The organism is Chloroflexota bacterium, from assembly GCA_009840625.1.
GTDB lineage: Bacteria > Chloroflexota > UBA11872 > UBA11872 > VXNJ01 > VXNJ01.
The window spans coordinates 468,103-489,320 of sequence record VXNJ01000001.1; the positions used below are offsets into that span (position 1 = coordinate 468,103).

General features: G+C 65.2%; 19 protein-coding genes and 3 tRNA genes. 15 read left to right on the plus strand and 7 right to left on the minus strand.

The window, feature by feature from the left end; all coding sequences use genetic code 11:
- The first annotated feature begins 63 nt into the window (after positions 1 to 63).
- Positions 64 to 1,452, plus strand: coding sequence for a tyrosine--tRNA ligase (locus F4X41_02070; GenBank protein MYB15811.1), 1,389 nt, complete (start codon positions 64 to 66; stop codon positions 1,450 to 1,452).
- Here the strand turns inward: F4X41_02070 and F4X41_02075 are convergent.
- Together F4X41_02075 and F4X41_02080 are read right to left on the minus strand one after the other, a co-directional pair.
- On the minus strand, positions 1,449 to 2,492 hold the full coding sequence (locus F4X41_02075; GenBank protein ID MYB15812.1) for a Gfo/Idh/MocA family oxidoreductase: 1,044 nt from the start codon (positions 2,490 to 2,492) through the stop codon (positions 1,449 to 1,451). The two genes, F4X41_02070 and F4X41_02075, sit on opposite strands and share 4 nt — an antisense overlap.
- On the minus strand, positions 2,489 to 3,424 hold the full coding sequence (locus F4X41_02080) for an NAD(P)-dependent oxidoreductase (GenBank protein ID MYB15813.1): 936 nt from the start codon (positions 3,422 to 3,424) through the stop codon (positions 2,489 to 2,491). The genes F4X41_02075 and F4X41_02080 overlap by 4 nt, the downstream gene beginning before the upstream one ends.
- A 351-nt stretch (positions 3,425 to 3,775) precedes the next feature.
- Here F4X41_02080 and F4X41_02085 point away from each other — a divergent pair, with 351 nt between their 5' ends.
- The 7 genes from F4X41_02085 (at position 3,776) to F4X41_02115 (ending at position 6,820) form a co-directional block, all read left to right on the plus strand.
- Positions 3,776 to 4,642, plus strand: coding sequence for a prohibitin family protein (locus F4X41_02085; GenBank protein ID MYB15814.1), 867 nt, complete (start codon positions 3,776 to 3,778; stop codon positions 4,640 to 4,642).
- Between the two features lie 39 nt (positions 4,643 to 4,681).
- Positions 4,682 to 4,758 (plus strand) — tRNA-Val (locus F4X41_02090).
- Between the two features lie 186 nt (positions 4,759 to 4,944).
- The gene (locus F4X41_02095) at positions 4,945 to 5,364 is read left to right on the plus strand and encodes a hypothetical protein (GenBank protein MYB15815.1); all 420 of its coding nucleotides are present in this window, start codon (positions 4,945 to 4,947) and stop codon (positions 5,362 to 5,364) included.
- Between the two features lie 192 nt (positions 5,365 to 5,556).
- A complete protein-coding gene (locus tag F4X41_02100) occupies positions 5,557 to 5,739 on the plus strand; it encodes a hypothetical protein (GenBank protein MYB15816.1) in 183 nt (60 codons plus the stop codon).
- A complete protein-coding gene (locus F4X41_02105) occupies positions 5,732 to 6,178 on the plus strand; it encodes an NUDIX domain-containing protein (protein MYB15817.1) in 447 nt (148 codons plus the stop codon). Before F4X41_02100 ends, F4X41_02105 begins: the two co-directional genes overlap by 8 nt.
- A 46-nt stretch (positions 6,179 to 6,224) precedes the next feature.
- Positions 6,225 to 6,297 (plus strand) — tRNA-Phe (locus tag F4X41_02110).
- On the plus strand, positions 6,266 to 6,820 hold the full coding sequence (locus tag F4X41_02115; GenBank protein ID MYB15818.1) for a phage holin family protein: 555 nt from the start codon (positions 6,266 to 6,268) through the stop codon (positions 6,818 to 6,820). Before F4X41_02110 ends, F4X41_02115 begins: the two co-directional genes overlap by 32 nt.
- Here F4X41_02115 and F4X41_02120 read toward each other — a convergent pair.
- Positions 6,817 to 7,773 (minus strand): ADP-ribosylglycohydrolase family protein, encoded by a 957-nt coding sequence (locus F4X41_02120; protein ID MYB15819.1) that lies wholly within the window; start codon positions 7,771 to 7,773, stop codon positions 6,817 to 6,819. The genes F4X41_02115 and F4X41_02120 overlap by 4 nt on opposite strands.
- Before the next feature lie 82 nt (positions 7,774 to 7,855).
- On the opposite strand from F4X41_02120, the gene F4X41_02125 reads away from it, so the two are divergent.
- Positions 7,856 to 7,929: transfer RNA gene (locus F4X41_02125), tRNA-Cys, on the plus strand.
- Between the two features lie 59 nt (positions 7,930 to 7,988).
- Here the strand turns inward: F4X41_02125 and F4X41_02130 are convergent.
- The 4 genes from F4X41_02130 to dnaE form a co-directional block, all read right to left on the minus strand.
- Positions 7,989 to 9,755 (minus strand): hypothetical protein, encoded by a 1,767-nt coding sequence (locus F4X41_02130; protein MYB15820.1) that lies wholly within the window; start codon positions 9,753 to 9,755, stop codon positions 7,989 to 7,991.
- A complete protein-coding gene (locus tag F4X41_02135) occupies positions 9,752 to 10,141 on the minus strand; it encodes a phage holin family protein (GenBank protein MYB15821.1) in 390 nt (129 codons plus the stop codon). Before F4X41_02135 ends, F4X41_02130 begins: the two co-directional genes overlap by 4 nt.
- 44 nt (positions 10,142 to 10,185) lie before the next feature.
- Positions 10,186 to 11,085, minus strand: coding sequence for an NAD(P)-dependent oxidoreductase (locus F4X41_02140; GenBank protein ID MYB15822.1), 900 nt, complete (start codon positions 11,083 to 11,085; stop codon positions 10,186 to 10,188).
- A gap of 93 nt (positions 11,086 to 11,178) precedes the next feature.
- Positions 11,179 to 14,733 carry a DNA polymerase III subunit alpha gene (dnaE, locus tag F4X41_02145; protein ID MYB15823.1) on the minus strand — a complete coding sequence of 1,185 codons (3,555 nt, stop codon included), beginning with the start codon at positions 14,731 to 14,733 and terminating at the stop codon, positions 11,179 to 11,181.
- Positions 14,734 to 14,860: 127 nt separating this feature from the next.
- Here dnaE and F4X41_02150 point away from each other — a divergent pair, with 127 nt between their 5' ends.
- From F4X41_02150 to larC, 6 genes are all read left to right on the plus strand, one after another.
- The gene (locus F4X41_02150) at positions 14,861 to 15,076 is read left to right on the plus strand and encodes a hypothetical protein (GenBank protein MYB15824.1); all 216 of its coding nucleotides are present in this window, start codon (positions 14,861 to 14,863) and stop codon (positions 15,074 to 15,076) included.
- 27 nt (positions 15,077 to 15,103) lie between these two features.
- Positions 15,104 to 16,618 carry a carbohydrate kinase gene (locus F4X41_02155; protein MYB15825.1) on the plus strand — a complete coding sequence of 505 codons (1,515 nt, stop codon included), beginning with the start codon at positions 15,104 to 15,106 and terminating at the stop codon, positions 16,616 to 16,618.
- An 8-nt stretch (positions 16,619 to 16,626) separates the two neighbouring features.
- Positions 16,627 to 17,832, plus strand: a complete 1,206-nt coding sequence (locus F4X41_02160) for an MFS transporter (GenBank protein ID MYB15826.1) — start codon at positions 16,627 to 16,629, stop codon at positions 17,830 to 17,832.
- 139 nt (positions 17,833 to 17,971) lie between these two features.
- Positions 17,972 to 19,273 carry a phosphopyruvate hydratase gene (locus F4X41_02165; protein ID MYB15827.1) on the plus strand — a complete coding sequence of 434 codons (1,302 nt, stop codon included), beginning with the start codon at positions 17,972 to 17,974 and terminating at the stop codon, positions 19,271 to 19,273.
- Positions 19,270 to 20,019 carry a nickel pincer cofactor biosynthesis protein LarB gene (gene larB, locus F4X41_02170; GenBank protein ID MYB15828.1) on the plus strand — a complete coding sequence of 250 codons (750 nt, stop codon included), beginning with the start codon at positions 19,270 to 19,272 and terminating at the stop codon, positions 20,017 to 20,019. Before F4X41_02165 ends, larB begins: the two co-directional genes overlap by 4 nt.
- On the plus strand, positions 20,016 to 21,206 hold the full coding sequence (larC, locus tag F4X41_02175) for a nickel pincer cofactor biosynthesis protein LarC (protein MYB15829.1): 1,191 nt from the start codon (positions 20,016 to 20,018) through the stop codon (positions 21,204 to 21,206). The genes larB and larC overlap by 4 nt, the downstream gene beginning before the upstream one ends.
- Positions 21,207 to 21,218 lie beyond the last annotated feature (12 nt).

Here is a 21,218-nt window from a genome sequence, read left to right on the forward strand (position 1 = left end):
TGCTGATCACGATTCAATGTTGAACTAGCTGAGGCGAAATTTGGATTCACAACCCCGCATCCGATGCCCGCTTGCCGCGGCGCCCTGGTTTTGCCGGATTCGAGGGTCGAAGACCAGCCTTATTGCCGAAACTTGCCCCGGAGCCGGAAAGTTCAAGGTAGCCACGAATTGACCCCGATACGGCCGCGTCCCGGCATCTTCGCCGAACTTGAATCGCGCGGCCTGGTCCATTCCAAGACCCACGAGGACCTCGAATCGATCCTCGACCGCGAGCAGATGACCCTTTACTGCGGGTTCGATCCGACCGCCCCTTCGCTGCAGGTCGGTAACCTCGTGCCGCTGCTGACACTGGCCCGTTTCCAGCGCTATCGCCACCGCCCGATCGTGGTTCTCGGCGGAGGCACCGGCATGATTGGCGACCCTTCGGGCAAGAGCGACGAACGCAACCTGCTCGACCAAACGACCCTGTCCGAAAACGCCGCCGCCCAGCGGCGCCAGTTCGAGGCGATCCTGGACTTTGAAGACGAGGTCGCGCCGGCCTTGATGGTCGACAACCTCGATTGGCTCGCCCCCCTCGACCTGATCGGGTTCCTGCGCGACGTGGGCAAGCACTTCCCGGTTTCGGTCATGCTCTCCCGGGAGTCGGTCAACCGGCGCCTCGGCAGCGATGCCGGGATTTCGTTCACCGAGTTCAGCTACCAGGCGATACAGGCCTACGATTTCCTACACCTGTACCGCGCGTACGACTGCCGGTTGCAAATCGGCGGGTCCGACCAGCTTGGGAACATAGTGGCCGGAACCGATTTGATCCGTCGCTCGCTCGGTCCCGAGGACCGCGCCTTCGGCCTGGTCTTCCCGTTGTTGCAGACCCGGAGTGGCCAGAAGATGGGCAAGACCGCCGCCGGGACGATTTGGCTGGACGCCGAGCGCACCCCGGTGCTTGATTTCTACCAGTACTGGTACAACTTCGCCGACGAGGACGTCCTAGCGGCGCTCAAGGTGTTCACTTTCTGCGATCACGTCCAAATCGCCGACGCCGAAAGCCAGCTGCGCGCTGAGCCGGCCGCGCGCCGGGCGCAACGATTGCTGGCCGATTCGGTCACCGCGCTCGTTCATGGCGCCGAGGCGGCGGCTGCCGCGCGTGCCGAACAGGCGGCAATGTTCGGCCGCGGCGCCGCGGCCGGGGCCGCCTCCACGCCTCACCTGCTGGTTGATTCGGACGATCTTGAAGCCGGGCTCGACCTGCGCCAGCTGCTGGTCGATTGCGGACTCGCGCCGTCGCGCTCCCAGGCCCGCCGGCTGATCGCCCAGGGGGCGATCAGGATCAACGGCCTAAAGCGCGGCAATGAGCCGCTGAAGCCCTCCGACCTCGACGCCGACGGGCTGATCCTGCTGGCGGCCGGACCGCGCAACCGCCGGCTGATCGGAGTGCGCGGAACCGACCAGAGCTAGAGCGAAGCCGGCCGGACCCTTCGTCCGGTGCGGGCCGACCGCTCGACCGCCTCCACGAACTGCATGTACTCCAGTCCCAGCTCCCAGTTGGGATTCCCGTCGGTTCCGGAGCGCACCGCGGCGATGAAATCGGCTTCGACCCGCCAAGCGGCCGCCGGGTCGGGCTTGAATTGCTCGTCAGTCCATCCGGGCGCGCGCCGCAGGGTCAGGTTCCCACCCTCGCTGCTGGACGGGCCGGCCGTCCAGTGCAGGCTCGCCCCGGTCCCGTATGCCGAAACGGCGGTCTCGCCGGCGCCACCGGCATTGCTGGAGAAAGTCAGGCTGGCCAATCCGCCGTTCTCCAGACCGGCAGTAACAAATACCGCGTCGGGACGCTCTACGGCCGACGACGAATCCCCGGCGGGTCGTTCGTCAACGAACGTTGCGTCGCCGGCCAGTACCCAGTCGGCCCGCAGACCGAACCAGGTGAGCAGCACCTCGTAGAGGATGCCCAGGGTCAGGGTGTTGGCGCCGGAAAGGCTCTCGCGCTGACGCCAGTGCAACGGCGTCCGCGGATCCAGGTAGGACGGATTAAAGTCCCGGACCACCAGGTGCCTGATCTGGCCAAGGGTTCCTGAATCGACGATCTGCTTTATCCGGGGTGCAAATTGCATGCCGTGCGGCGGAGGGCAGACCATCGTGGTGAGTTCGGTGCCTTCCTTGGCCGCCAACATGCGGCGCGCATCAGCTGCGTCCATCGCCAATCGTGCCTGGCAGAAAACATGCTTGCCTGCCCCAAGCGCTCGCTCGGAAATCTCGGAATGCAGGTAAGGCCAGGTCCCTATGAATACCGCGTCGACGCGATCGTCAGTGAGCAGTTCCCGCCAGTCCGCATACACGGTCCGGACTCCGAAGTCGGCGGCGAATCTCTCGCCCGAGGCCCTGGTGCGGTTGGCCACCGCAACCAGGTCGACCCCGGCGATTGCCGCCAGTCCGGGGGCGTGTCGCAGCCGGGTTATGCCGCCGGCGCCAATGAACCCGATCCCCAGGCTGTTACTCATATGTCCAGCTCCGCAACGTTGGGGTAGAGCTTGTCGCCGACCGAGCGCAGCGGCTCGATGTCGGCGGCGGCCTCATAAATCTTGAGGACGGCGGCGTAGTGCTCGCGCGCGTACTGGACTTGGGCCTGACGCATCATTGCCTGCGCCGCTGCATTCACCGAAATCGGAACATCCAGGTCGGAAGCGTGTTTGAGCGCCAGGCGCGAATCTTTGGCGCTGAGCGTAGTTGTGAATCCCGGTTCGAAATTGCGCTCGGTAAATGTTTTCGGCCACCAAATGTGGTGCATTCCGCGAGCCGGCGTCATGTAGAACGCCTCCAGCATGGTCTCGAGTTTCAATCCGCTCTTGGCGCCCAGGGTGAGCGACTCCGAAGTTGCGCAGAGGATCGTGCAGTTGAGCATGTTGTTGACCAGTTTGAGTGCCGATCCGGTCCCGACCGCGCCGGTTTGAAGTTGAACTTCCGAGATCGCCCCGATCAGATGCTGAGCGCGCTCGTAGACACCGGGATTGGCCCCGACCGGCATTCCCAGGGTGCCGGTGCGGGCCTGTTCGGGTCCGCGCAGCATCGGGGCGTCGATCGTCTCCACACCCTGTTCCAGGAGCCGGTCGGCAACCGAGATGATGAACGTCGGGTCGACGGTGGCGTGGTTGAGAAATATCGCCCCGTTTCCGATCCCTGCGGCCACGCCGCCGTCACCAAAAACCGCAGCTTCGGTTTCAGGCGGACCGGGCAAAACGGCCTGTACGAACTCGGCTTCGGACGCCGCTTCGGCCGGTGAGCCAGCGGTATCGGCCCCCATGGCTGCGGCGCGTTCCAGGGCCTCGGGATTGGCGTCGTACACGGTGACCGGATGCCCGGCGCGGAGCACCTGCCCCAATAAGCCGATCCCCATGATCCCGGCGCCTACAAGTCCTACTCGCTCTTTGGCCATTTGCGATTTCGCCCCAACTGCCGAATGGATGTGCCGCCCCGACGTGCGGGGCCGAATTACTGGAAAAGACTACCCGCGGGCGCAGATCGGCGCGGCAAACGGTCCGATACTCGGTCTATTTGCTGATTGGGGCTGCCGCATGGCGGCCTCGCAATACGCCGGGGGTCATTGCGTGTTTGCAGGTTCCGCGCCGAGTCCGGACTGGCTATTCGCAGGAACAATTTCGTATATTTGATCGATCAAGCCGGACTATGCCTTGCCTGAAGGCATCACGCCGGTGCGGCCGACAAAAATCCGCCGCTGTTCCAGTTCCATTAATTCCCGTTCGCTCGAACTCGCAAAGGGTTCCATATGCAGTCCCGTTCCAGCTCCCTGGCATTGGGCTTCGTTGTCGTCATCGTCGCCATCGTCGCCCTGTTTGCTTTCTTCTCGATTCGAATCGTTGGTGTCGGGCAGGCGGGAGTAATTCACACTTTCGGCGTGGTCGACCCGGTATCAAAACCGCCCGGTCTGCTGCTGAAGCTCCCGTGGTCGGCGCTGGAGCAGTTGAACGTCCGGACCCAGGAATTCACGATGAGCTCGCGCACCGAGGAAGCCGGACTCGGCGCTGACGACGCGGTTCAGACGCTGACCAGCGAGGGTCTTACGGTAGGGCTCGACATTACGGTGCTGTTCCGCCTCGAATTCCAGACCGCGCCGGTAGTTTTCCGCACGATTGGGCCCGATTACCAGGCGATCATCGTCCGCCCCGCGATCCGGAACGCGATCCGTGACGTGGTGGCCCAGTACACCGCCCAGGACCTCTATACGACCGGTCGTGAGCAGGTGGCGATCCAGATCGAAGAGCAACTGCGGGGCGCGCTGGAGCCGCGCGGCGTCAACATCGAAAACGTGCTGCTGCGCGATGTGCGCCTGCCGCCCGTGATTCAGCAGGCGATCGACGACAAGCTGGCCGAGGAACAGCGGGTCCAGCAGGCCGAGTTCAGCCGCCAACGGCAAGAAGTCGAGGCCCAGCGCCGCGTCATCGAAGCCGGCGGTGAGCGCGACGCGCAGGCCGAAATCGCCAAGACGCTGACCGACGAGTACCTGCAGCTCCTTTACATCAACAGCCTCAAAGACATATCCGGCGGAAGCGTCGTTTACGTTCCGGTAAGCCCCGACACAGGCCTGCCGGTATTTGTCGACGCTTCCGGATCCGGAAACTCGGCCGGTAATTGACACCACGGCCGGTTCCCGTCGGGTACCGGCCGCCCCAGCGGGCGATTAGCTCAGTTGGCCAGAGCACTACGTTTACACCGTAGGGGTCGCAGGTTCAAGTCCTGCATCGCCCACCAGTGCAAATCGCCTGTATGACACAGCCATCGGGTACGACTCGTTGCTCTATTGGCACGCCGCCATTCGTTGCAGGGCGGTCTTGCAAAGGCGCGATTCCAGCGCATCGCCACCCGGAGCTTCCTAACGCCAGCTTCCCAGGCGTAATTTCCGGGGGGATCTGACCGCGAATGCTCATCTCCCCAAGGTTGCGAAAGCTTTTAACGCTCGGCGCTGTGCTTGCGTTGACGGCCGCGGCGGCTTGCGACGCATACGGAGAAGACCCGGCACCGCAAAACCCTGCGAACACGCCGGCGGTCGTATCCGGAGCTCCCGCGGGCCCAGATGAAACGCCAGCCGTCGCGGACGGCGAAGGCGCGGACGCCGAAGTCGAAGCTGCCGCGCGGCGATTGTTGGCCGCAGAGGTCGGCGAGGGAGCCTTCAGACTCCTCAGTTACGAGAGGGTTCAATGGCCTGACGCCAGCCTGGGGTGCCCGGAGGAAGGCTACGCGTACGCCCAGGTGATTACACCGGGCCACAAACTCCTTTTCGATCTCGACGGAGCGCTTTACCCAGTCCATTCCAACGCCGACGGCTCGCACATGGTGATCTGTGGAGAAGATGGGTGATGCCGACGGGGCTTAGGTTGCACCGCGAGCCCGCCATTCGGCCCCGGTCCCGATTTCTTGGAAGCCGGCCATGGCCGGCGATTAGGCCCGGCGGATTGGGGATTACTCGATCTCCGGCCCTCTGCCATTCGGTCGCCGGGGCGCCCGGCGCGGAGTGAATTACCTGAGCTTGCCGACAAGCGCCGAGCCCGCTTGAACGCCATTCATTGCCTGATGGCGGGCATCGCCTACCTGGATCGCGATCGCGGCTTGGAGAACTTGAGTTCCCCCAGTCGGCGGCGCCCGTCGCGGAACACGACCGCCGACGGGGTGCTATTCGAAAACCCGAATCCCGAGCAGGTCCAGCTTCTCAATCAGATCCTTATGCATGAGTGAACGGCCGCTGCGCCAGAAGATCGCGTGCGGCGGGATCGTGCTCTGCAACGGCCACGGATTGCTGATCCGCAAGCACGGCCTCTGGGATTTGCCCAAGGGCAAACGCCGCCGCGGGGAGGCGGTCAAGGACTGCGCGATGCGGGAGATAAGTGAAGAAACCGGGCTGGCAGCCGCACTGCTTAAGCGGCGATCAAAGCTCTGCAAGACGCGCTACGTGGCCTATTACGGCGGAGAACCGGTGCTAAAGAAAGTTCACTGGCTGGTTTTCGAATACGGCGGCAAACTGACCGATCCGCTGGTCCCCGACTTTGCCGAAGATATCGACCTCTGTCGCTGGGTGCCGTTCGCCGAACTCGAAGAGCATTTCAACGGGGCCAGGCCATATTTGCAGCCGGTCGCCCGCGCAGTGCTCGATCTATTGGTGGAAGCCGTCAATTGATCTCCGAATTTGAACTACCGCCCCGCCGTACAATCGATCGCTTTTTGCCGAGATAGCTCAGTCGGTAGAGCAGTGGACTGAAAATCCATGTGTCGCCGGTTCAATTCCGGCTCTCGGCACCGAATCTACATGCAAATCTGGCCTCCGCCCACCGACGGCGAACCGCCGCGACCGCGTCCCGCCTGGGACCGGATCGCGCATCGCTTCGCGGTTCAAATCGTAGCCCTGGCACTGGCGCTGGCGCTGCTGTCGGCCGTAGCGCCCGGAATCGTAAGCCTGCCGCCGTTCGGGCAGATCGAGTACCTTGCGACGCTGATCGCGTTCGCGGCGATCCTGGCCGCCGTCAACATCGTCTTGCGGCCCCTGATCTATTTGTTGTTCGGGCCGCTGGCGTGTCTTTTGATCGTGCTCACTTTCGGCGCCTTCCATTTCATTCTCGGAGCGGTGCTGCTGCTGTGGGCCAGCGAGGTGGTGCCCGGAGTAACCGTAGGGGGATTCGGCAGCGCGTTGCTGGCAGCGTTGTTGACTTCGCTGGCGGCGACCCTGGCTAGCGCGCTTTTCGTGCGAGAAGCCCCAGTTCAGGTCCATTTCATTCGCGGGCGGGGGTCGCAGGACCCGGATTCCGGCTCTGAGCCGGACTAGTTCGCGGCCGCGTGCAATCGTCGGGCAAACCCTTCCAAGAGGTCCCGCTGCTGCACAGTTTCGAGCCAGCGTTCCGGAATGCCGCCCACTCCGTAGTGGGCGCCCGCCAGGGCGCCGTAGACGCAGGCGGTTGTGTCGGTGTCCATTCCCAGGGATATGGCCGCGGCCGCACCGGATTCGAAGTCATCCGTGCCGGCGAATGCCCACAGCGCCGCTTCGAGCGTGCACTGGACATCGTTGGCGCCCGAGATTTGGGATCGATCGCGCCGGGCAAGCCCCCCGTCCAATATCGATTCCAAGCGCCCCGGAAACGGGCGTTCCAGGCCCGAACTTCCGGCCCCGGCGGCCAGCAGATCCTCACGCCGCGCTCCGCCAAGGGCGGCGGATACTAGCGCCGCGTAAACCTGGCATGCCGCGCGGCAAATCGGATCGCGGTGGGTGGGTTCGGAGCATTCGGCAGCCGCGTCCAGCAGCTGTGCTCCGGAGCCGAAATAAAGCGGGGCGGCGGCGGCGCGCATCAGCGACCCGTTGGTAAGCGCGGACTCGTCTCCCCAAACCTCCTCGCCGGAATCGAACCGCGCCAGGGCGACCCTGACCGTCGGGCCCATGCCGAAGGTGACGCCGGTTGGCGTCAGGTGGCCCTGCCTTCCCCAACGCCAATATCGATACATCTGATCGCGCAGGTTTACGCCGCCGCACTCAAGTAGGCTTTCGGCCAGGCAGAGAGTCATCGATGTGTCGTCCGTCCAGGAACCGGCGGGCAGGCTTATCGATTCGTCCGCCGACGTGGCGCTGGTTCTCCTTAGCCCGAACCTCAATCGCTCGTGGGGCAGCATTTCGGTGACCGGTTCGGAGGGAACGGGGTCGGCGAACTCAAACGGCATACCCAGAGCGTCGCCGCAGGCAAGTCCCAGGACGGCGCCGCGCCAGCGGTCGATCGAATCAATGTTCATATGTTGTGTCCCCTTGGGCTTCAGAGTTAGCTGCTGCGAACGCAAACCAAACCATTATTCTTATTGGTCCGTACCCGGCTCAGGCGACGTAGCCAAGTGGTAAGGCAGGGGTCTGCAAAACCCTTATCATCGGTTCGATTCCGATCGTCGCCTCCAAGACATTCGTTCGAATTCGCGCTCGCCGGCGCCACCTCTCAGGGCCGTCGGCGCTTGAATCAGCGCAGTCCCGCGCCCAATCCGAGGCGGCGGACCGCGCGCCGGACCCGCACCTGAACTTTTTCGGGCCGCGAGTCAATCCAGATGACATTGGGATCGTCGGCATTGGCAATCAGCCAGCGGTCGATGCGGTTGGTAACGCTTACATCGCCGGAGTCGGGCAAGCCGGTGTCCGTCGCCAGCAGCGCTTCGACCGACTCTGCAATGCGGCCGGGAGCATCGGCCGGGATCCTGTAGCGGCGAACCGCGCTGCCGCCTTCGATCAACCAGAGCGCCACCCGCGCCGGATCGGAATCGTGGGCAACAACCAACACCCTGCCTCCGGACTCTCCTCCCGGCAACGGACGCGGCCACGGTTCGCGGGCGTTCAATCGTCGCAGGATTCGCTTGGCCGACGACGAACCTGATTCATCCAGATAACGACGCGCGCGACTGATTCCGCCGCTCAGGAATGCCCGCCCGGCCCCGATCGCAAGCTCCGATGGTCCGTTCTCCCCGCCCCACCGCGCCGGAATTCCCAAGGCCGAGCGCAATTGCTGCGCCAGGCGGCGGGCGTGGGCCGCGGTCCGGAACGGGCCGGCGCAGGCGATGGCGCCTTTGGGGGGTTGCCGGCAAGCGTGCAACTGGCCCCGCCCGGAATCGCCACGAATGGCGACGTAGTGCGGTCCCTGGTGCGAACGCAGCTGGCGGTTGAAAGCCGGGCGCAGTCGCGCAATCTGCTCCTGCTCGAGCACCAACGCCTCCAGTTCGGACCCCGCCAGATCGAATTCGATCCGGTCTATTTGCTCGACGAAAGCCTCGCGGCGGCGGGCGTGGCGGTTGCTGTTGTTCAAGTGGGTTCGCACCCGACGCTGAAGGGAACGGGCCATCCCCACGTAGATCACGTCACCGGCGGCGTCGAGCAGCCGGTACACGCCGGGCAGCGATGGCAGCTGGGTAGCGACTTCTTCCAAGAGGCGCCCGCGGACACCGGCCGGGCTGGAGTCCGGCCGGCTGGCCGCCCGGAGCTGCCCGATGGTCTTTGTTCCCTCACTGCGCGCGCGCTCCGCCTGTCGCAGAAAGACTTTCCGCACCGCCTCTGCGTCGGCGGCCGCGCGGTGGCCCTCGTGCGGCGGCAAGCCGTAGAGCTCGAGGGTCCGGGCCAACCCGAACGGTCCGGAGTCGGCATGTTGCCAGGCGGCAATTGCCATCGTGTCCAGGCCGTCGCCGCTGAACGCCGGAATACCGGCCCAGCGCGCTTCGAGGTTCAGGAACCCCAGATCCGACGGAAGGTTGTGGGCGACCAGGACCGCCCCCAAACAGAATTCCGACAACGCCTCCACGGCCTCCGCCGGCCCGGGCGCCCCGGAGAGCATCGCGGCGCGGATTCCGGTAATCCTGGTTACCGCGCGGGCAATCGGTTCGGGGCAGGCCACGAGGGTTTCGAACCTTCCCCTGACTCCGTCCAATCCGAACCGGACCGCGCCCAGTTCGACAATCCGATGCCGTCCCGAAGCCCCGCCGTTGGATTCGACGTCGATTGCGACAAACTCGGCGTTCTGCAAGCCGACGTCGCGCATCTCCCAGTCCGCCAGCGACACCATTCCCTGACTGCGCTGGAAGCGCCGGTCCGAATCGACTGCCGCCGCCAGGCGGGCGTACAGCCGATGGGGTATCGGAGATGTAGTTCGGTAGGCCGCCCGGGCCAACACGGGCAGCGGCAACGGACGGTCGGTTTCCTCCAGCTCCGCCTGGGCGCGGTCCAGCAACCCCGCCTGATCATTCATCGCCGGCGACGATCCTGCGTCTCGGACCCCAGGATTTGCCAGGCAACAACCGAGATCACGGCGATGATGGCCGCGGTCGCCAGGGTGGTCAACGGCCCATCGACCGACACCGCCAGCGGCAATTGCAGTGTCAGCCAGAAGAGGAGACCGGCCGCCACGAGATGGATCGACCCCAGGGTGAGCACGGTCAGGGCGCAGCCGACCGGTCCCAGCAGCCGAAAGACGAGCGGTCGCACGTAGGTCGTGAGAACCGCAAACGCGGCGGCAAACCCGGCCAGCGTGCGCCAGTATTCCTCCGAGGTCGTCGGCGGCAGATCGAGCGATCCCCAGAGCAGCGCCCCCGCGGTCGCCAGGCCGGCAACGGCCGCGACCCAATTCACCAACAGGCGGCGCAAGCTACCTCCCGGGGGTAATCATCCCCCAAGCACGGTCAAAGGGGCTTGACTTCCACGCCGGCCAGATGCTCCAGCGTCAGAACGGCGGCGGTTATGTCCAGGCCGCCGTGGCCCAGCGCCTGGGCTTCGCGCATGAAGCTCTCGGCCTGCATGCCGACGTTGTTGCGGACGCCCAGCGAACGGCAGAGGTCGGACGTCAAACCCAGGTCCTTGGCCAGCAGATCGACCGAAAAAGCCGGGTCGAAATCACGTTTCAGGACCTTCATGCCGAAGTTTCGATCGAGCGAGGCCGAGGCCGCGGTCGCCGACTGCAGGACGTCAAGCAGGCGTTCGGGATCGAGCCCGAACTTCTGGGCCATCACGAACGCCTCGCCGGCGATCGCCAGTTGGGCGGCGAAGATGACCTGGTTGGCCAGCTTGGTTACCGAACCAGCGCCCGGTCCGCCCATAAGGTTCACGTTTCCGCCCAGGACGTCCAGCACCGGGTGGGCGTGATCATAGGCCGCCTGTTCGCCGCCGACCATGATCGCCAGGGTCCCGGCCTCGGCTCCCCAAGGGCCGCCCGAAATTGGCGCGTCGAGGTAGCCGATTCCCTTTTCCTTGGCTGCCGCAAAGCACTTCTCGGCGGTATCCACCCCGTTGGTTGAAAAGTCGATCAGGGTGGAACCTGGCGCCGCGCGCTCGATAACGCCACCTTCGCCGAGGAATATGTCTTCGGAGATTTGGGGCAGCAACAAGCAGGCGCCGACGACTTCGCACTCGGCGGCCAGTTCCCCCGGCGATCCGGCGAGTTTTGCGCCGGCGGCCACGAGCGGTTCGGCCTTGGATGCGGTTCGGTTCCAGACAACGGTCTCGAACCCGGCCTCGACGAGATTGGCGGCCATCGGCAGGCCCATGGTCCCGAGACCAATGAATCCGACTTTCATCTGCGCCAAAAGTCCTTCTAGTAGATGGGGGTGTTTCGGGTTCGCGGTGTTAGCAACCCGCCTGAATCCCCCGGCGGACCGGGGTCACATCCCGATTATGGGTCAGGTCCGCGGGGAACCGCCCGGGAGGAGTTCGACGGCTTCCGGCAGGTCCTGCAAGAAGCCGGCCGGGTCGCCGACGGGATCCGGCACGGCCAGCAGCACTCGCGGGCCCTGGCCGGTCAATTCGAGTTCGACCCGGTTCCGGCCCGGGTTGCCGCGCAGGCAGGCGGCGAGCCCCGCGAGAGCGCCGCGATCGGCATCCTCGTCGCCGCAGAGCCGCATGCGCAGGCGCAGCGCACGGTCGGGCAGTTCGGCGGGCGGCTGCGGTCCCGGCCGGGGCTCGGGGTGGGCCGGAGCTCGCCGGCGCCGCGACCCGGAACGCCGAGCAGATCGGTCGGGCGGCGGACCATCGGCCGGCAGTTGCGCGAGCGGCGCCACCGTGTCCTCGTCGCCAATGAGCAATCGGACGCCCGGACCGTCCGATTCCACCCGCCCGGTCAACCACAGGCGGGTGTTTTCCTCCAGGTGCCGGCGGGACTTCTCGTACATGCGCGGCAGCACCGTCACCGCTAGCCCGCCGGACCCGCCGGCCACCAGTTGGAATGCGCACATCTGGTTGTTGTTGCGGGTGCGGAAACTGCGCAATTGACTGACCACTCCGCCGGTGGCTACCTTGGATCCCGTTTCGCCGGCATCGATCTGGTCCGGCAGCTTCAAGCGGCCCGCCCTCAGCCGCTCGATCACCTCGTCCATGGCGTCGGAGGTGAAATTGATCCCCAGCAGCTCACGCTCCCAGCCGGCGCATTCCTCGGGACTGGCCGACTCTACTGACGGCAACGCGAACGAGATCCCGGCCTCGCCGTTGCCGGGGCCGTTCTGCATCGCGCCGAACAGCGACTGCTGGTCGAGCAATCCGCTGGATTTGAGCGACTGCAGGTGCCGGATGACCGGGTCGATCACCCCCAGCAGGGCGTTGCGCTCGCCGAACACGTCGAGCGCGCCGGCCTTGGCGAGCTTCTCCAGCTGCAGGCGCCCGATCTGGTCGGAAGCGCGCTTGCACATGTCGGGCATGTCCGTATACCCCGAACCGCGCTTTTCGACAATCGACTGGGCGGCTTGCCGGCCGATGCCTTTGATCGAAGCGAGGCCGAACCGGATCGACGGCCCGTCGACTTCAAAGTCGGCTCCGGAACGGGCCACGCTGGGCGGTTCGACCTTGATGCCGAGCTTGCGGCATTCGCCGATTGCGGCCGCCAGCTTGGCCGAATCCCCGGCGGCGGTGGTCAGCACCGCGGCCATGAACTCGCGCGGGTAGTTGGCTTTCAGGTAGGCGGTCCAATATGCGACCGTCCCGTAGTAGAAAGCGTGGGCTTTGTTGAAGCCGTAGCCGCCGAACGGTTCGATCAGTTCGTAGATCGACTCGGCCACCTGGCGCGGGATCTCGCGCTCGGCCGCCCCGGTCAGGAATTTTTCGCGCTGCTCGGCCAGCTCGGCGGGAATCTTCTTGCCCAGCGCCTTGCGCATCACGTCGATCTCGGGCCAGCTGTATCCGGCCAGTTCGCGGGCGGCGATCAGCACCTGGTCTTGATAGACCATCACACCGTAGGTCTCCTCCAGGATCGGCCGCAGGCTGGGATGCAGGTAGGAGACCCGCTCAGGCGCGTTCTTCATCGCAACGTACTGATCGATGTTCGACATCGGGCCGGGCCGGTAAAGCGCAACCAGGACTGCCAGGTCCTCCACGCGGGTGGGTTTCAGCTGCACCAGAGCCCGGGTCATACCCTCGCCCTCAAGCTGAAAGCAGCCCACGGTGCGGCCGCGCGAGAGCATTTCGAACGTCGCCGAATCATCGAACGGGATCTTCTCAATGTCGATCTGGCGTCCATGGTGAGTCTTGATCAGGCCCAGCGCGGTGCTCAGCGTCCGGAATGTTGTCAGGCCCAGGATGTCGAGTTTGAGAAAACCGATGGTCTCCAGCGTTTCGAACGTGTACTGGGCCACCCGCTCGCCCTGCTGGCCGCGCATAAGCGGCAGGTGCTCGGCCAGCGGCGAACTGGAGACGACCACGCCGGCCGCGTGCACCGAAGGATTACGCGAGATTCCCTCAAGCTTCAGGCCCAGATCGATCAGCCGCTTGACCTGAGGATCGTCGGCATAAGCTGAGGCGATTTCGTCCACGTTGTCGAGCGCCCGCCGCAAATCCCAGGGGTCGACCGCGTTCTGCGGTATGGCCTTGGCGATTCGATCGACGGCATCGTAGGGCATTTCCAGGACCCGCCCTACGTCGCGGACTACCTGTCGCGCCGCCATCGTGCCAAAAGTTGCGATCTGGGCGACGTGGTCGCGTCCGTACTTGCGGGCGAGGTAATCGATCACGGTCGCCCGCTCGTTGTCCGGAAAGTCCATGTCGATGTCCGGCGGGCGATCGCGGCGGCCCTCGTTCAGGAACCGCTCGAAGGGGATGTTGCGCTCGATGGGGTCGATTCCGGAAATCCCCAGGGCGAACGCCACCAGCGATCCGCCGACCGACCCGCGCGGGCCGGCGAGCATGCCGCGCTGACGCACGAATTGGAAGATTTCGGCGTGGATCAGAAAGTAGACCTCGAACCCCAGGTCGCAGATGATCCCCAGTTCGTAGTCGAGTCGCTCGCGGTAACCCGGCGAAGATCCGCGGCGGCGCTCGTTTAGACCCTCGACCGCCAGCGCGCGCAGGTGCTCGGCCGCAGTGCGGCCCTCCGGAAGGTCCACCTGCGGAAGCGAGATCCGGCCCAGGTCCAACTCCAGGTGGCAGCGCTCGGCCACCAGGTTGGTGTTCTCGAACGCATCCGGGAACTCGGCCAGGACGCCGGCCATCTCCTCGGGCCCGGCCAGGTGGTAATGGCCTTCCATCCGGAGACGGTCGGCGTCGGCGACGCGGGACTTGGTCCCGATGCACAGGAGCGCGTCGTGGGCGTCGCGGTCTTCGCGGCCCACGTAGTGGACGTCCTGGGTCCCGACCAGCGGAGCTTGCAAGCGCTTCGATATCTCCAGCAAGCCGACGTTCAGTTGGCGTTCGAAATCCAAGCCGTGATTCATCACCTCGACGAAGAATCGATCCGCGCCGAACAGCTCCCGGTAGAAGCCGGCCAGCTCCAGGGCTGAATCGGTGTTGCCCTGGCGGATCCGCCGCGAGACTTCGCTGGAAGGACAGCCCGACAGGCATACGATGCCGTCGGAGTGGGCGGCGAGCAGGTCAAGGTCGATCCGCGGCCGGTAGTAGAAACCTTCCAGGTGGGCTCGCGAAACCATGCCGATCAGGTTGCGGTAGCCGACTTCGTTCTCGGCCAGCAGGGTCAGGTGGGTCGAACTCTGGTCGCGCCGGCCTTCCTTCTTGTCCATCGCGCGCGCGGCCACGTAGACCTCGCAGCCAACGATCGGTTGAATGCCCTGGCGGCGGGCTTCCAGGTAGAAATTCATCGCCCCGTACATTGACCCGTGGTCGGTCAGCGCCAGCGCCCGCATGCCCTGCTCGCGGGCGGCCGAGACCAGTTGCGGGATCTTGCCCATCCCGTCCAGAAGGCTGAATTCGGAATGGACGTGCAGGTGTACGAAATCCGAACGGGGAGACGCCTGCATGGCCCGATTCTAGTGGCCGCATCCGGCGGTTTCAGCGCCCAATTGCGACTTCGCTCCCGCCTTAGCGAATAGCGGAATGGTGCTCGGTTGATAATGACCACAAGCTGCAGCGGCCTAAGGGGCAGGATTGGACTTTACGACCTTCGTGATCCCGCTGGCGATCGTCGCCGCGGCGGTCCTGCTGCTGCCGCGCATCATGGGTCCCCAGGGCCCGCGTTGCAACCGCTGCGACGGCACCGGCAACATCGACGAACGTTGGCCCGATCCTTCCAAACCGGGCGGTTGGCACGTGGCCAGTGGCACGTGTCCAAAGTGCGGCGGCAAGGGCCGTCTGCGCCGCTGATACGCCGCCGGCCAGTCAGCGAACCCCTTGCCGGACAGCGTATTGGCTAACCCCGTATTCGTCGGCCTGGACGCCGGTACCACCGGGGTCAAGGCAACCGCTTTCCTGGACGACGGGCGAGACGTTGCCAGCGTGCGCGCCGAGCTGCCGATGAACTCGCCGGTCCCAGGCGCGGCCGAGCAGGACCCGGACCACTTCGTAGCAACCTGCTTAACAGTTCTGGCAGATTGCCTCCGCGCGGTGAAAGAGCGTGGCCACCCGATCGCCGCGATCGGGTTGAGCGGGATCATCGGATCGTTGGTCGTACTCGACCGCCAACTGCGTCCGCTGGGTATGGCGTTCACCTGGGCCGACCTCCGTTGTGGCCCGCAGGTTGAAGAGGCGATCGAGGCCCTGGACCACGATTCCGTCTACTTTCAGACCGGATGCCAGATCCACTCCATATACACCGGCCCCAAGATCGCGTGGTTGGCCCGCCGTGAACCGGAGCGGTTTGCGGCCGGCCGCTGGTTCGTCCCGCTCAAGTCATACCTTCTGCTCAAGCTCACCGGCTCGTTGCTGTTGGATCGCTCGGTGGGTTCCGGGTCCGGCTTGCTTGACACCTCCGGTCTCAGCTGGAATGACGATTGGCTGCAGTTCCTGGGCGTCGATCCCGGTTCGCTGGGCGAGCTGGTCGAATCCGACCACCGCTGCCGGCTAACGTCCGAAGCTGCCGCCATGCTGGGGGTGCCGCGAGCCACCCCGCTGATCGTCGGCGCCGCCGACGGAATGCTCTCTTCGCTCGGCGTCGGTGCGGTCGGAGAAGGGGTTTACACCGCCATGATCGCCACCTCGGCCGCCTGTCGCACGGTCGATAGCCGTCCGATCCTGCATCCGCGGCGGGCGACCTGGTCCTACTACCTGGCCGACGGCCTCTGGGTAAACGGGGGCGCCATCTCCTCGGCCGGAATCGTGTATCGCTGGGTCCGTGACACCCTTTTTGCCGATCGGGCCGGACCCGAAGACTATTCCCCGGTGAACGCGGCCGCGGAGGCAGCCCCGCCGGGCGCCGACGGACTGTTGATGCTTCCATTCCTAGCCGGTGAGCGTTCGCCCAACTGGAACGTAAACGCCCGCGGCGCGCTGCTGGGCATGACCCTGGGGCACGGCCGCGGGCACGTCGCCCGGGCGGCAATGGAATCGATCTGCCTGCACCTTGGCCACGTAATGTCGGCCCTGCGCGAAATCTGCTCGGCGCCGCGGCAGGTCAGGACGACCGGCGGATTCCGCGGATCGAGCTTCTGGGTGCAAATGCTCTGCGACTGCCTGGCCACCCCGCTGGCCCTGCCGCAGGAGGGAGACGCCTCGGTCCTGGGGGCGGCGATGCTGGCCATGCGCGCCGAAGGCGCGATGGAATCGCTGCTCGACGCTCCCAAATTGGTTCCGATCGTCGGTGAGGTTCGGCCCGATCCGGCCGCCGCTGATCACTTCGCCCGCCAGCGGAAGCGCTACGAAGAGATGTATGCCACGCTCGAACCGCAATTTGCGGGCCTGGCCGGGTAAGCCGACCGATGCGCGCGCTGCTGACCATAGCCGGGAACCGGATCCTCCCCGGACAGACCCAGCCCTTCCGACTACTGGTGGTTGCCGGGGCACTCTACTCGCTCGGGTTTTTTGCCTACAACACGGTCTTTACCAATTTCGCGGTCGAGTCCATCGGCATCACGCCCTTCGAGTTGGGTCTGCTGGAGACGATTCGCGAGATCCCCGGCCTTCTCTCGGTCCTGATGGCGGCGGCGGTGATGATGCTGCTGGAGCCGGTGGTGGCCGGACTCGCCCTGCTGCTGATGGCTTTCGGAGTCCTCAACTACTTCTACGTCGACTCGGTCGCCTTGCTGATCGTCTTCTCGCTGATATGGAGCATCGGATTCCACACCTGGTCACCGCTGGCGATATCGCTTGCCCTGCGGTTCGGCAAAGATTCCGACATGGGCACCCGGTTGGGGATCCTGCGCTCTTCGGGAAACATCGCCGCCCTGGCCGGAATCGCGGTCGTCTACCTTGTCACCGCCGGATTCGGATTCCGCCCGATGTTCATCTTTTCGGGGGTAATGATCGGTCTTGGCGGGCTGATCATGTTCACTATCAGGTCGCAAGAGCATCCGCCCGAGCAGCGGATCGTGATCCGTCCCCAGTACTGGCTCTTCTACGTCCTGCAGATCCTCAATGGCGGCCGCCGGCACATCTTCATGACCTTCGCGGTATTTGCCCTTGTCGAGCGCTACGGAACCCCGATTTCGACGATTACCACGCTCTTTCTGGTCAACCAGGTCGTGTCGATCTTCGCCGCTTACGTCTTCGGACGCTGGATCGATCGCTACGGAGAGCGGCTCGTCTTCGTGCCCTCGACGTTCTTCATCGGCCTGGTGTTTCTGGGCTACGCGTTCATTGATTCGGTCAACGTCCTGTTCGCCCTGTACGTCATCGACAACCTGCTGTTTTCAAATCAGCTGGCGATCTCGACCTTCGGCAAGAAGATGCTGATCAAGGCCTCGGATCTGCGGCCCACTATGGTGACCGGCCAGACCATGAACCACATCGCGGCGGTGATTGTGCCGATAACCGGTGGGATCCTCTGGCAGCAATTCGGTCACGTGGTCCCGTTCGTGGGCGGGGCGGTGATCGCCGCCGCCAGCTGCGTGTTCGGGTTGCTCATGACCGACCGGACCCAGGTTTCGGTCGAGGGTCCGCGCTTCTCCCCTACCTCGGCGACCTGAGCCCGAACTCCAGCCGCCAACGCCCCGGCCTCTGATAATTCCCCCGGGGATCTTCTCCGGGCAGTTGGCCCGCGACCCGGTGACCGCCGGATCCGGTCTTCCGGGCAGATCCTTGCCCCAGTACTGAAACGGAACCCAATTGAGCCACGTAGAACAGATCGTCGCCCGCGAAATCCTCGATTCCCGCGGCAACCCCACGGTCGAGGTCGACGTGCTGCTCGATTCCGGGGCGACCGGCCGGGCGGCGGTGCCTTCCGGGGCTTCGACCGGGGAACGCGAGGCGATCGAGTTACGCGATGGTGACGCGGATCGCTACGGCGGCAAAGGGGTCGCCAACGCGGTTGAGAACGTAAACGTCGTGATCGGACCCGCCTTGGCCGGATCGGATGTCTTCGCGCAACGCGAAATCGACGATCGCATGATCGAACTCGACGGCACTTCCGACAAATCGAACCTGGGCGCAAACGCGATTCTGGGAGTTTCGATGGCCTGCGCGGCCGCCGCGGCCGACGACTGCCAGCTGCCGCTGTTCGCGTATCTGGGCGGAGCCGGGGCCGGCGTGCTGCCGGTGCCGATGATGAACATCCTCAACGGCGGCGCCCACGCCGACGATTCGACCGACATCCAGGAATTCATGGTGGCCCCGTCCGGAGTCGGCAGCTTCAGCGACGCGCTGCGCGCCGGATCCGAGATATACCAGGCTCTGAGAGCGGTTCTCAAGCGCCAGGGCAAAAACACCAACGTCGGTGACGAGGGAGGGTTCGCCCCGCAGTTGGATTCGAACGAGGCCGCCCTGGTGGCGATTCTGGAGGCGGTCGAAAGCGCCGGCTACAACCCTGGCGGAGACGTTCTCCTGGCTCTTGATGCCGCCGCCAGCGAGTTCTGCCATGGGGGAACCTATCGGCTAGCGCGCGAGGGCCGCGACCTCGACTCTGACCAATTGGTTGATTTCTGGTCGGGCTGGGTCGCCAGCTATCCGATTTATTCCATCGAAGACGGCATGGACGAAAACGACTGGGATGGCTGGCGCGCGTTGACCGAGGCTGTTGGGGGCCGCGTCCAGTTGGTCGGTGACGACCTCACGGTCACCAACCCGGCGGTCCTACAGCAAGCGATCGACCACGGCGCCGGTAACGCCATCCTGATCAAGCTAAACCAGATCGGTACCCTGTCGGAGACGCTGGATGCGATCGATCTGGCCAAGCGCAGCGGGTTTGCGGCAGTGATCTCGCACCGCTCCGGGGAAACCGAGGACACCTTCATCGCCGATTTGGCGGTCGCCACCGGAGTCGGCCAGATCAAGACCGGCGGGCTGGCGCGCTCGGACCGCGTCGCCAAATACAACCAGTTGCTGCGAATTGAGTCACGCCTGGGTTCGGCGGCCAGCTACGCTGGAACCCTGCCTCCGTTCGCCTCGCGGACCAAAAACCGCCAGCCATGAATACCGGGTTGCGCCAGTTGCTCGAGCGCCTCGCCGACGGGCAGGTAAGCGTCCAGGAAGCGCTCAGCGCCCTCGGCGATACCTACACCGACCTCGGTTACGCCAAAGTCGATGACCGCCGTTCGCAACGCACCGGATTTCCGGAGGCGATTTTCTGTCCGGGCAAGACTCCGGAGCAGGTGGCCCGCATAGGGGCCACCCTGCATGGTGCCGGCGAGGTGGTGATTGCCACGCGGGCCGACGACGATCACGCCGCGGCGCTGATGGCGGCCGTGCCCGGCTCCCGCCATATCCAGGAAGCGCGACTGGTCATCGCCGGCCGGGCACCGGGCCTTGCGGGACTGGTTGCGGTGGTGACCGGCGGGACCTCCGACATCGGCGTGGCGACCGAGGCCGCCGAGGTCGCCACCGCGCTGGGCGCGGAGGTGGAGCGCTACTGGGATGTCGGAGTTGCCGGCATTCATCGCTTGTTGGCCAACCGGGAAAGGCTCGAACGCGCCGACGTTATCGTCGCCGTCGCCGGGATGGAGGGCGCATTGCCCGGCGTGGTCGCCGGCCTGACCGACGCGCCGGTTCTGGCCTTGCCCACCAGCGTTGGATACGGAGCGTCGCTGGGCGGCATCGCACCGCTCCTGACGATGCTCAACTCGTGCGCCCCCGGCGTGGCCGTGGTCAATATCGACAACGGGTTCGGCGCCGGGTACCTGGCCGCCCTGCTGTTGCGCGGCCGCGATCGCCGGCAATGAGCAGGGTCGTTTACCTGCAGGCGGCGTCCGGGGCCGCCGGCGACATGTTCCTGGCCGCCCTGATCGACGCCGGTATGCCTTTCGGGATGCTTGAGGAACGCCTCCGCCGGCTCGCCCTCCCGCACTGGTCTATGCGGCCGCGAAGGGTGGTTCGCGGAGCAATCAGCGCCACCTGGCTGCAGGTGGAGACTATCCCCGAGCAGGTGCAACGCGGGCTCCCTGAGATCCGGGAACTTATCTGCGCCGCCGATCTCGGAACAGCGGTCGAATCCCGGGCGCTGGCGATGTTCGAGCAACTCGGGCACGCCGAAGCGGGAATTCACGGAGTCCCGCTGGAAAAGGTGCATTTTCACGAGGTCGGCGCCGCCGACGCCATCTTGGACCTGGTCGGGGCGGCGGTCGGAATCGAGTGGTTGGACGCCGCCGAGATCACGGTTTCGCCGATCAACGTCGGCTCCGGCCACGCGGACACCGCGCACGGCCGCCTGCCGATTCCGGCGCCGGCCACGCTGGCCCTGGTTACTTCCGCCGGGGCACCGATCTATTCCGGTGATGAATCGATCGAATTGCTCACCCCCACCGGAGCGGTGATTCTGACTTCGATCGCCGACCGGTTCGGCGCCATCCCCGCCATGCGGCCGACCGCCTACGGATACGGTGCCGGGTCGGCGAACCTGGTGATCCCCAACGTCCTGCGGGTCGTAATCGGCAACAACTTGACCGCCTCCGGGACCGATTCGGTGGTCGTTTTGGAAACCAACGTCGATGACGCCAGCGGCGAAGTACTGGGGTTCGCCGCCGAGCGCTGCCTGGCGGCCGGGGCGTTGGATGTCTGGATGGTCCCGATCCAGATGAAGAAGTTCCGCCCGGGCACCGCCCTGCACGTGATCTGCCAACCGGAAAAAGCCGCCGAAATTGAGAATGTGATATTCACGGAAACCGGCACGCTCGGAATCCGCCGCCGCTCGCTTGAGCGCCGGATCCTGGACCGCCGGGTGTGGACCGTGGAAACCCAGTTCGGATCGATCAGGATCAAATCGGCCGCCGATGCGAACCTGATTTCGCCGGAATATGAAGATGTCCGCCGTGCCGCGCTAGCTCACCAGCGGCCGATTGCCGAGGTAATGCGGGCAGCCCGCCAGACCGCCGAGTCCACCGGCGAGAATGAACGGCACCCGGCCAGCTAATTGAGACCATCC

Coding starts and splice junctions, on each gene's coding strand:
- F4X41_02115 (MYB15818.1), top strand. CDS start 6,266: ATGTGTCGCCGGTTCAATTCCGGCTCTCGGCACCGAATCTACATGCAA.
- dnaE (MYB15823.1), bottom strand. CDS start 14,733: ATGCAGGCGTCTCCCCGTTCGGATTTCGTACACCTGCACGTCCATTCC.
- larC (MYB15829.1), top strand. CDS start 20,016: ATGAGCAGGGTCGTTTACCTGCAGGCGGCGTCCGGGGCCGCCGGCGAC.
- F4X41_02130 (MYB15820.1), bottom strand. CDS start 9,755: ATGAATGATCAGGCGGGGTTGCTGGACCGCGCCCAGGCGGAGCTGGAG.
- F4X41_02075 (MYB15812.1), bottom strand. CDS start 2,492: ATGAGTAACAGCCTGGGGATCGGGTTCATTGGCGCCGGCGGCATAACC.
- F4X41_02070 (MYB15811.1), top strand. CDS start 64: ATGCCCGCTTGCCGCGGCGCCCTGGTTTTGCCGGATTCGAGGGTCGAA.
- F4X41_02160 (MYB15826.1), top strand. CDS start 16,627: ATGCGCGCGCTGCTGACCATAGCCGGGAACCGGATCCTCCCCGGACAG.
- F4X41_02080 (MYB15813.1), bottom strand. CDS start 3,424: ATGGCCAAAGAGCGAGTAGGACTTGTAGGCGCCGGGATCATGGGGATC.
- F4X41_02105 (MYB15817.1), top strand. CDS start 5,732: ATGAGTGAACGGCCGCTGCGCCAGAAGATCGCGTGCGGCGGGATCGTG.
- larB (MYB15828.1), top strand. CDS start 19,270: ATGAATACCGGGTTGCGCCAGTTGCTCGAGCGCCTCGCCGACGGGCAG.
- F4X41_02085 (MYB15814.1), top strand. CDS start 3,776: ATGCAGTCCCGTTCCAGCTCCCTGGCATTGGGCTTCGTTGTCGTCATC.
- F4X41_02120 (MYB15819.1), bottom strand. CDS start 7,773: ATGAACATTGATTCGATCGACCGCTGGCGCGGCGCCGTCCTGGGACTT.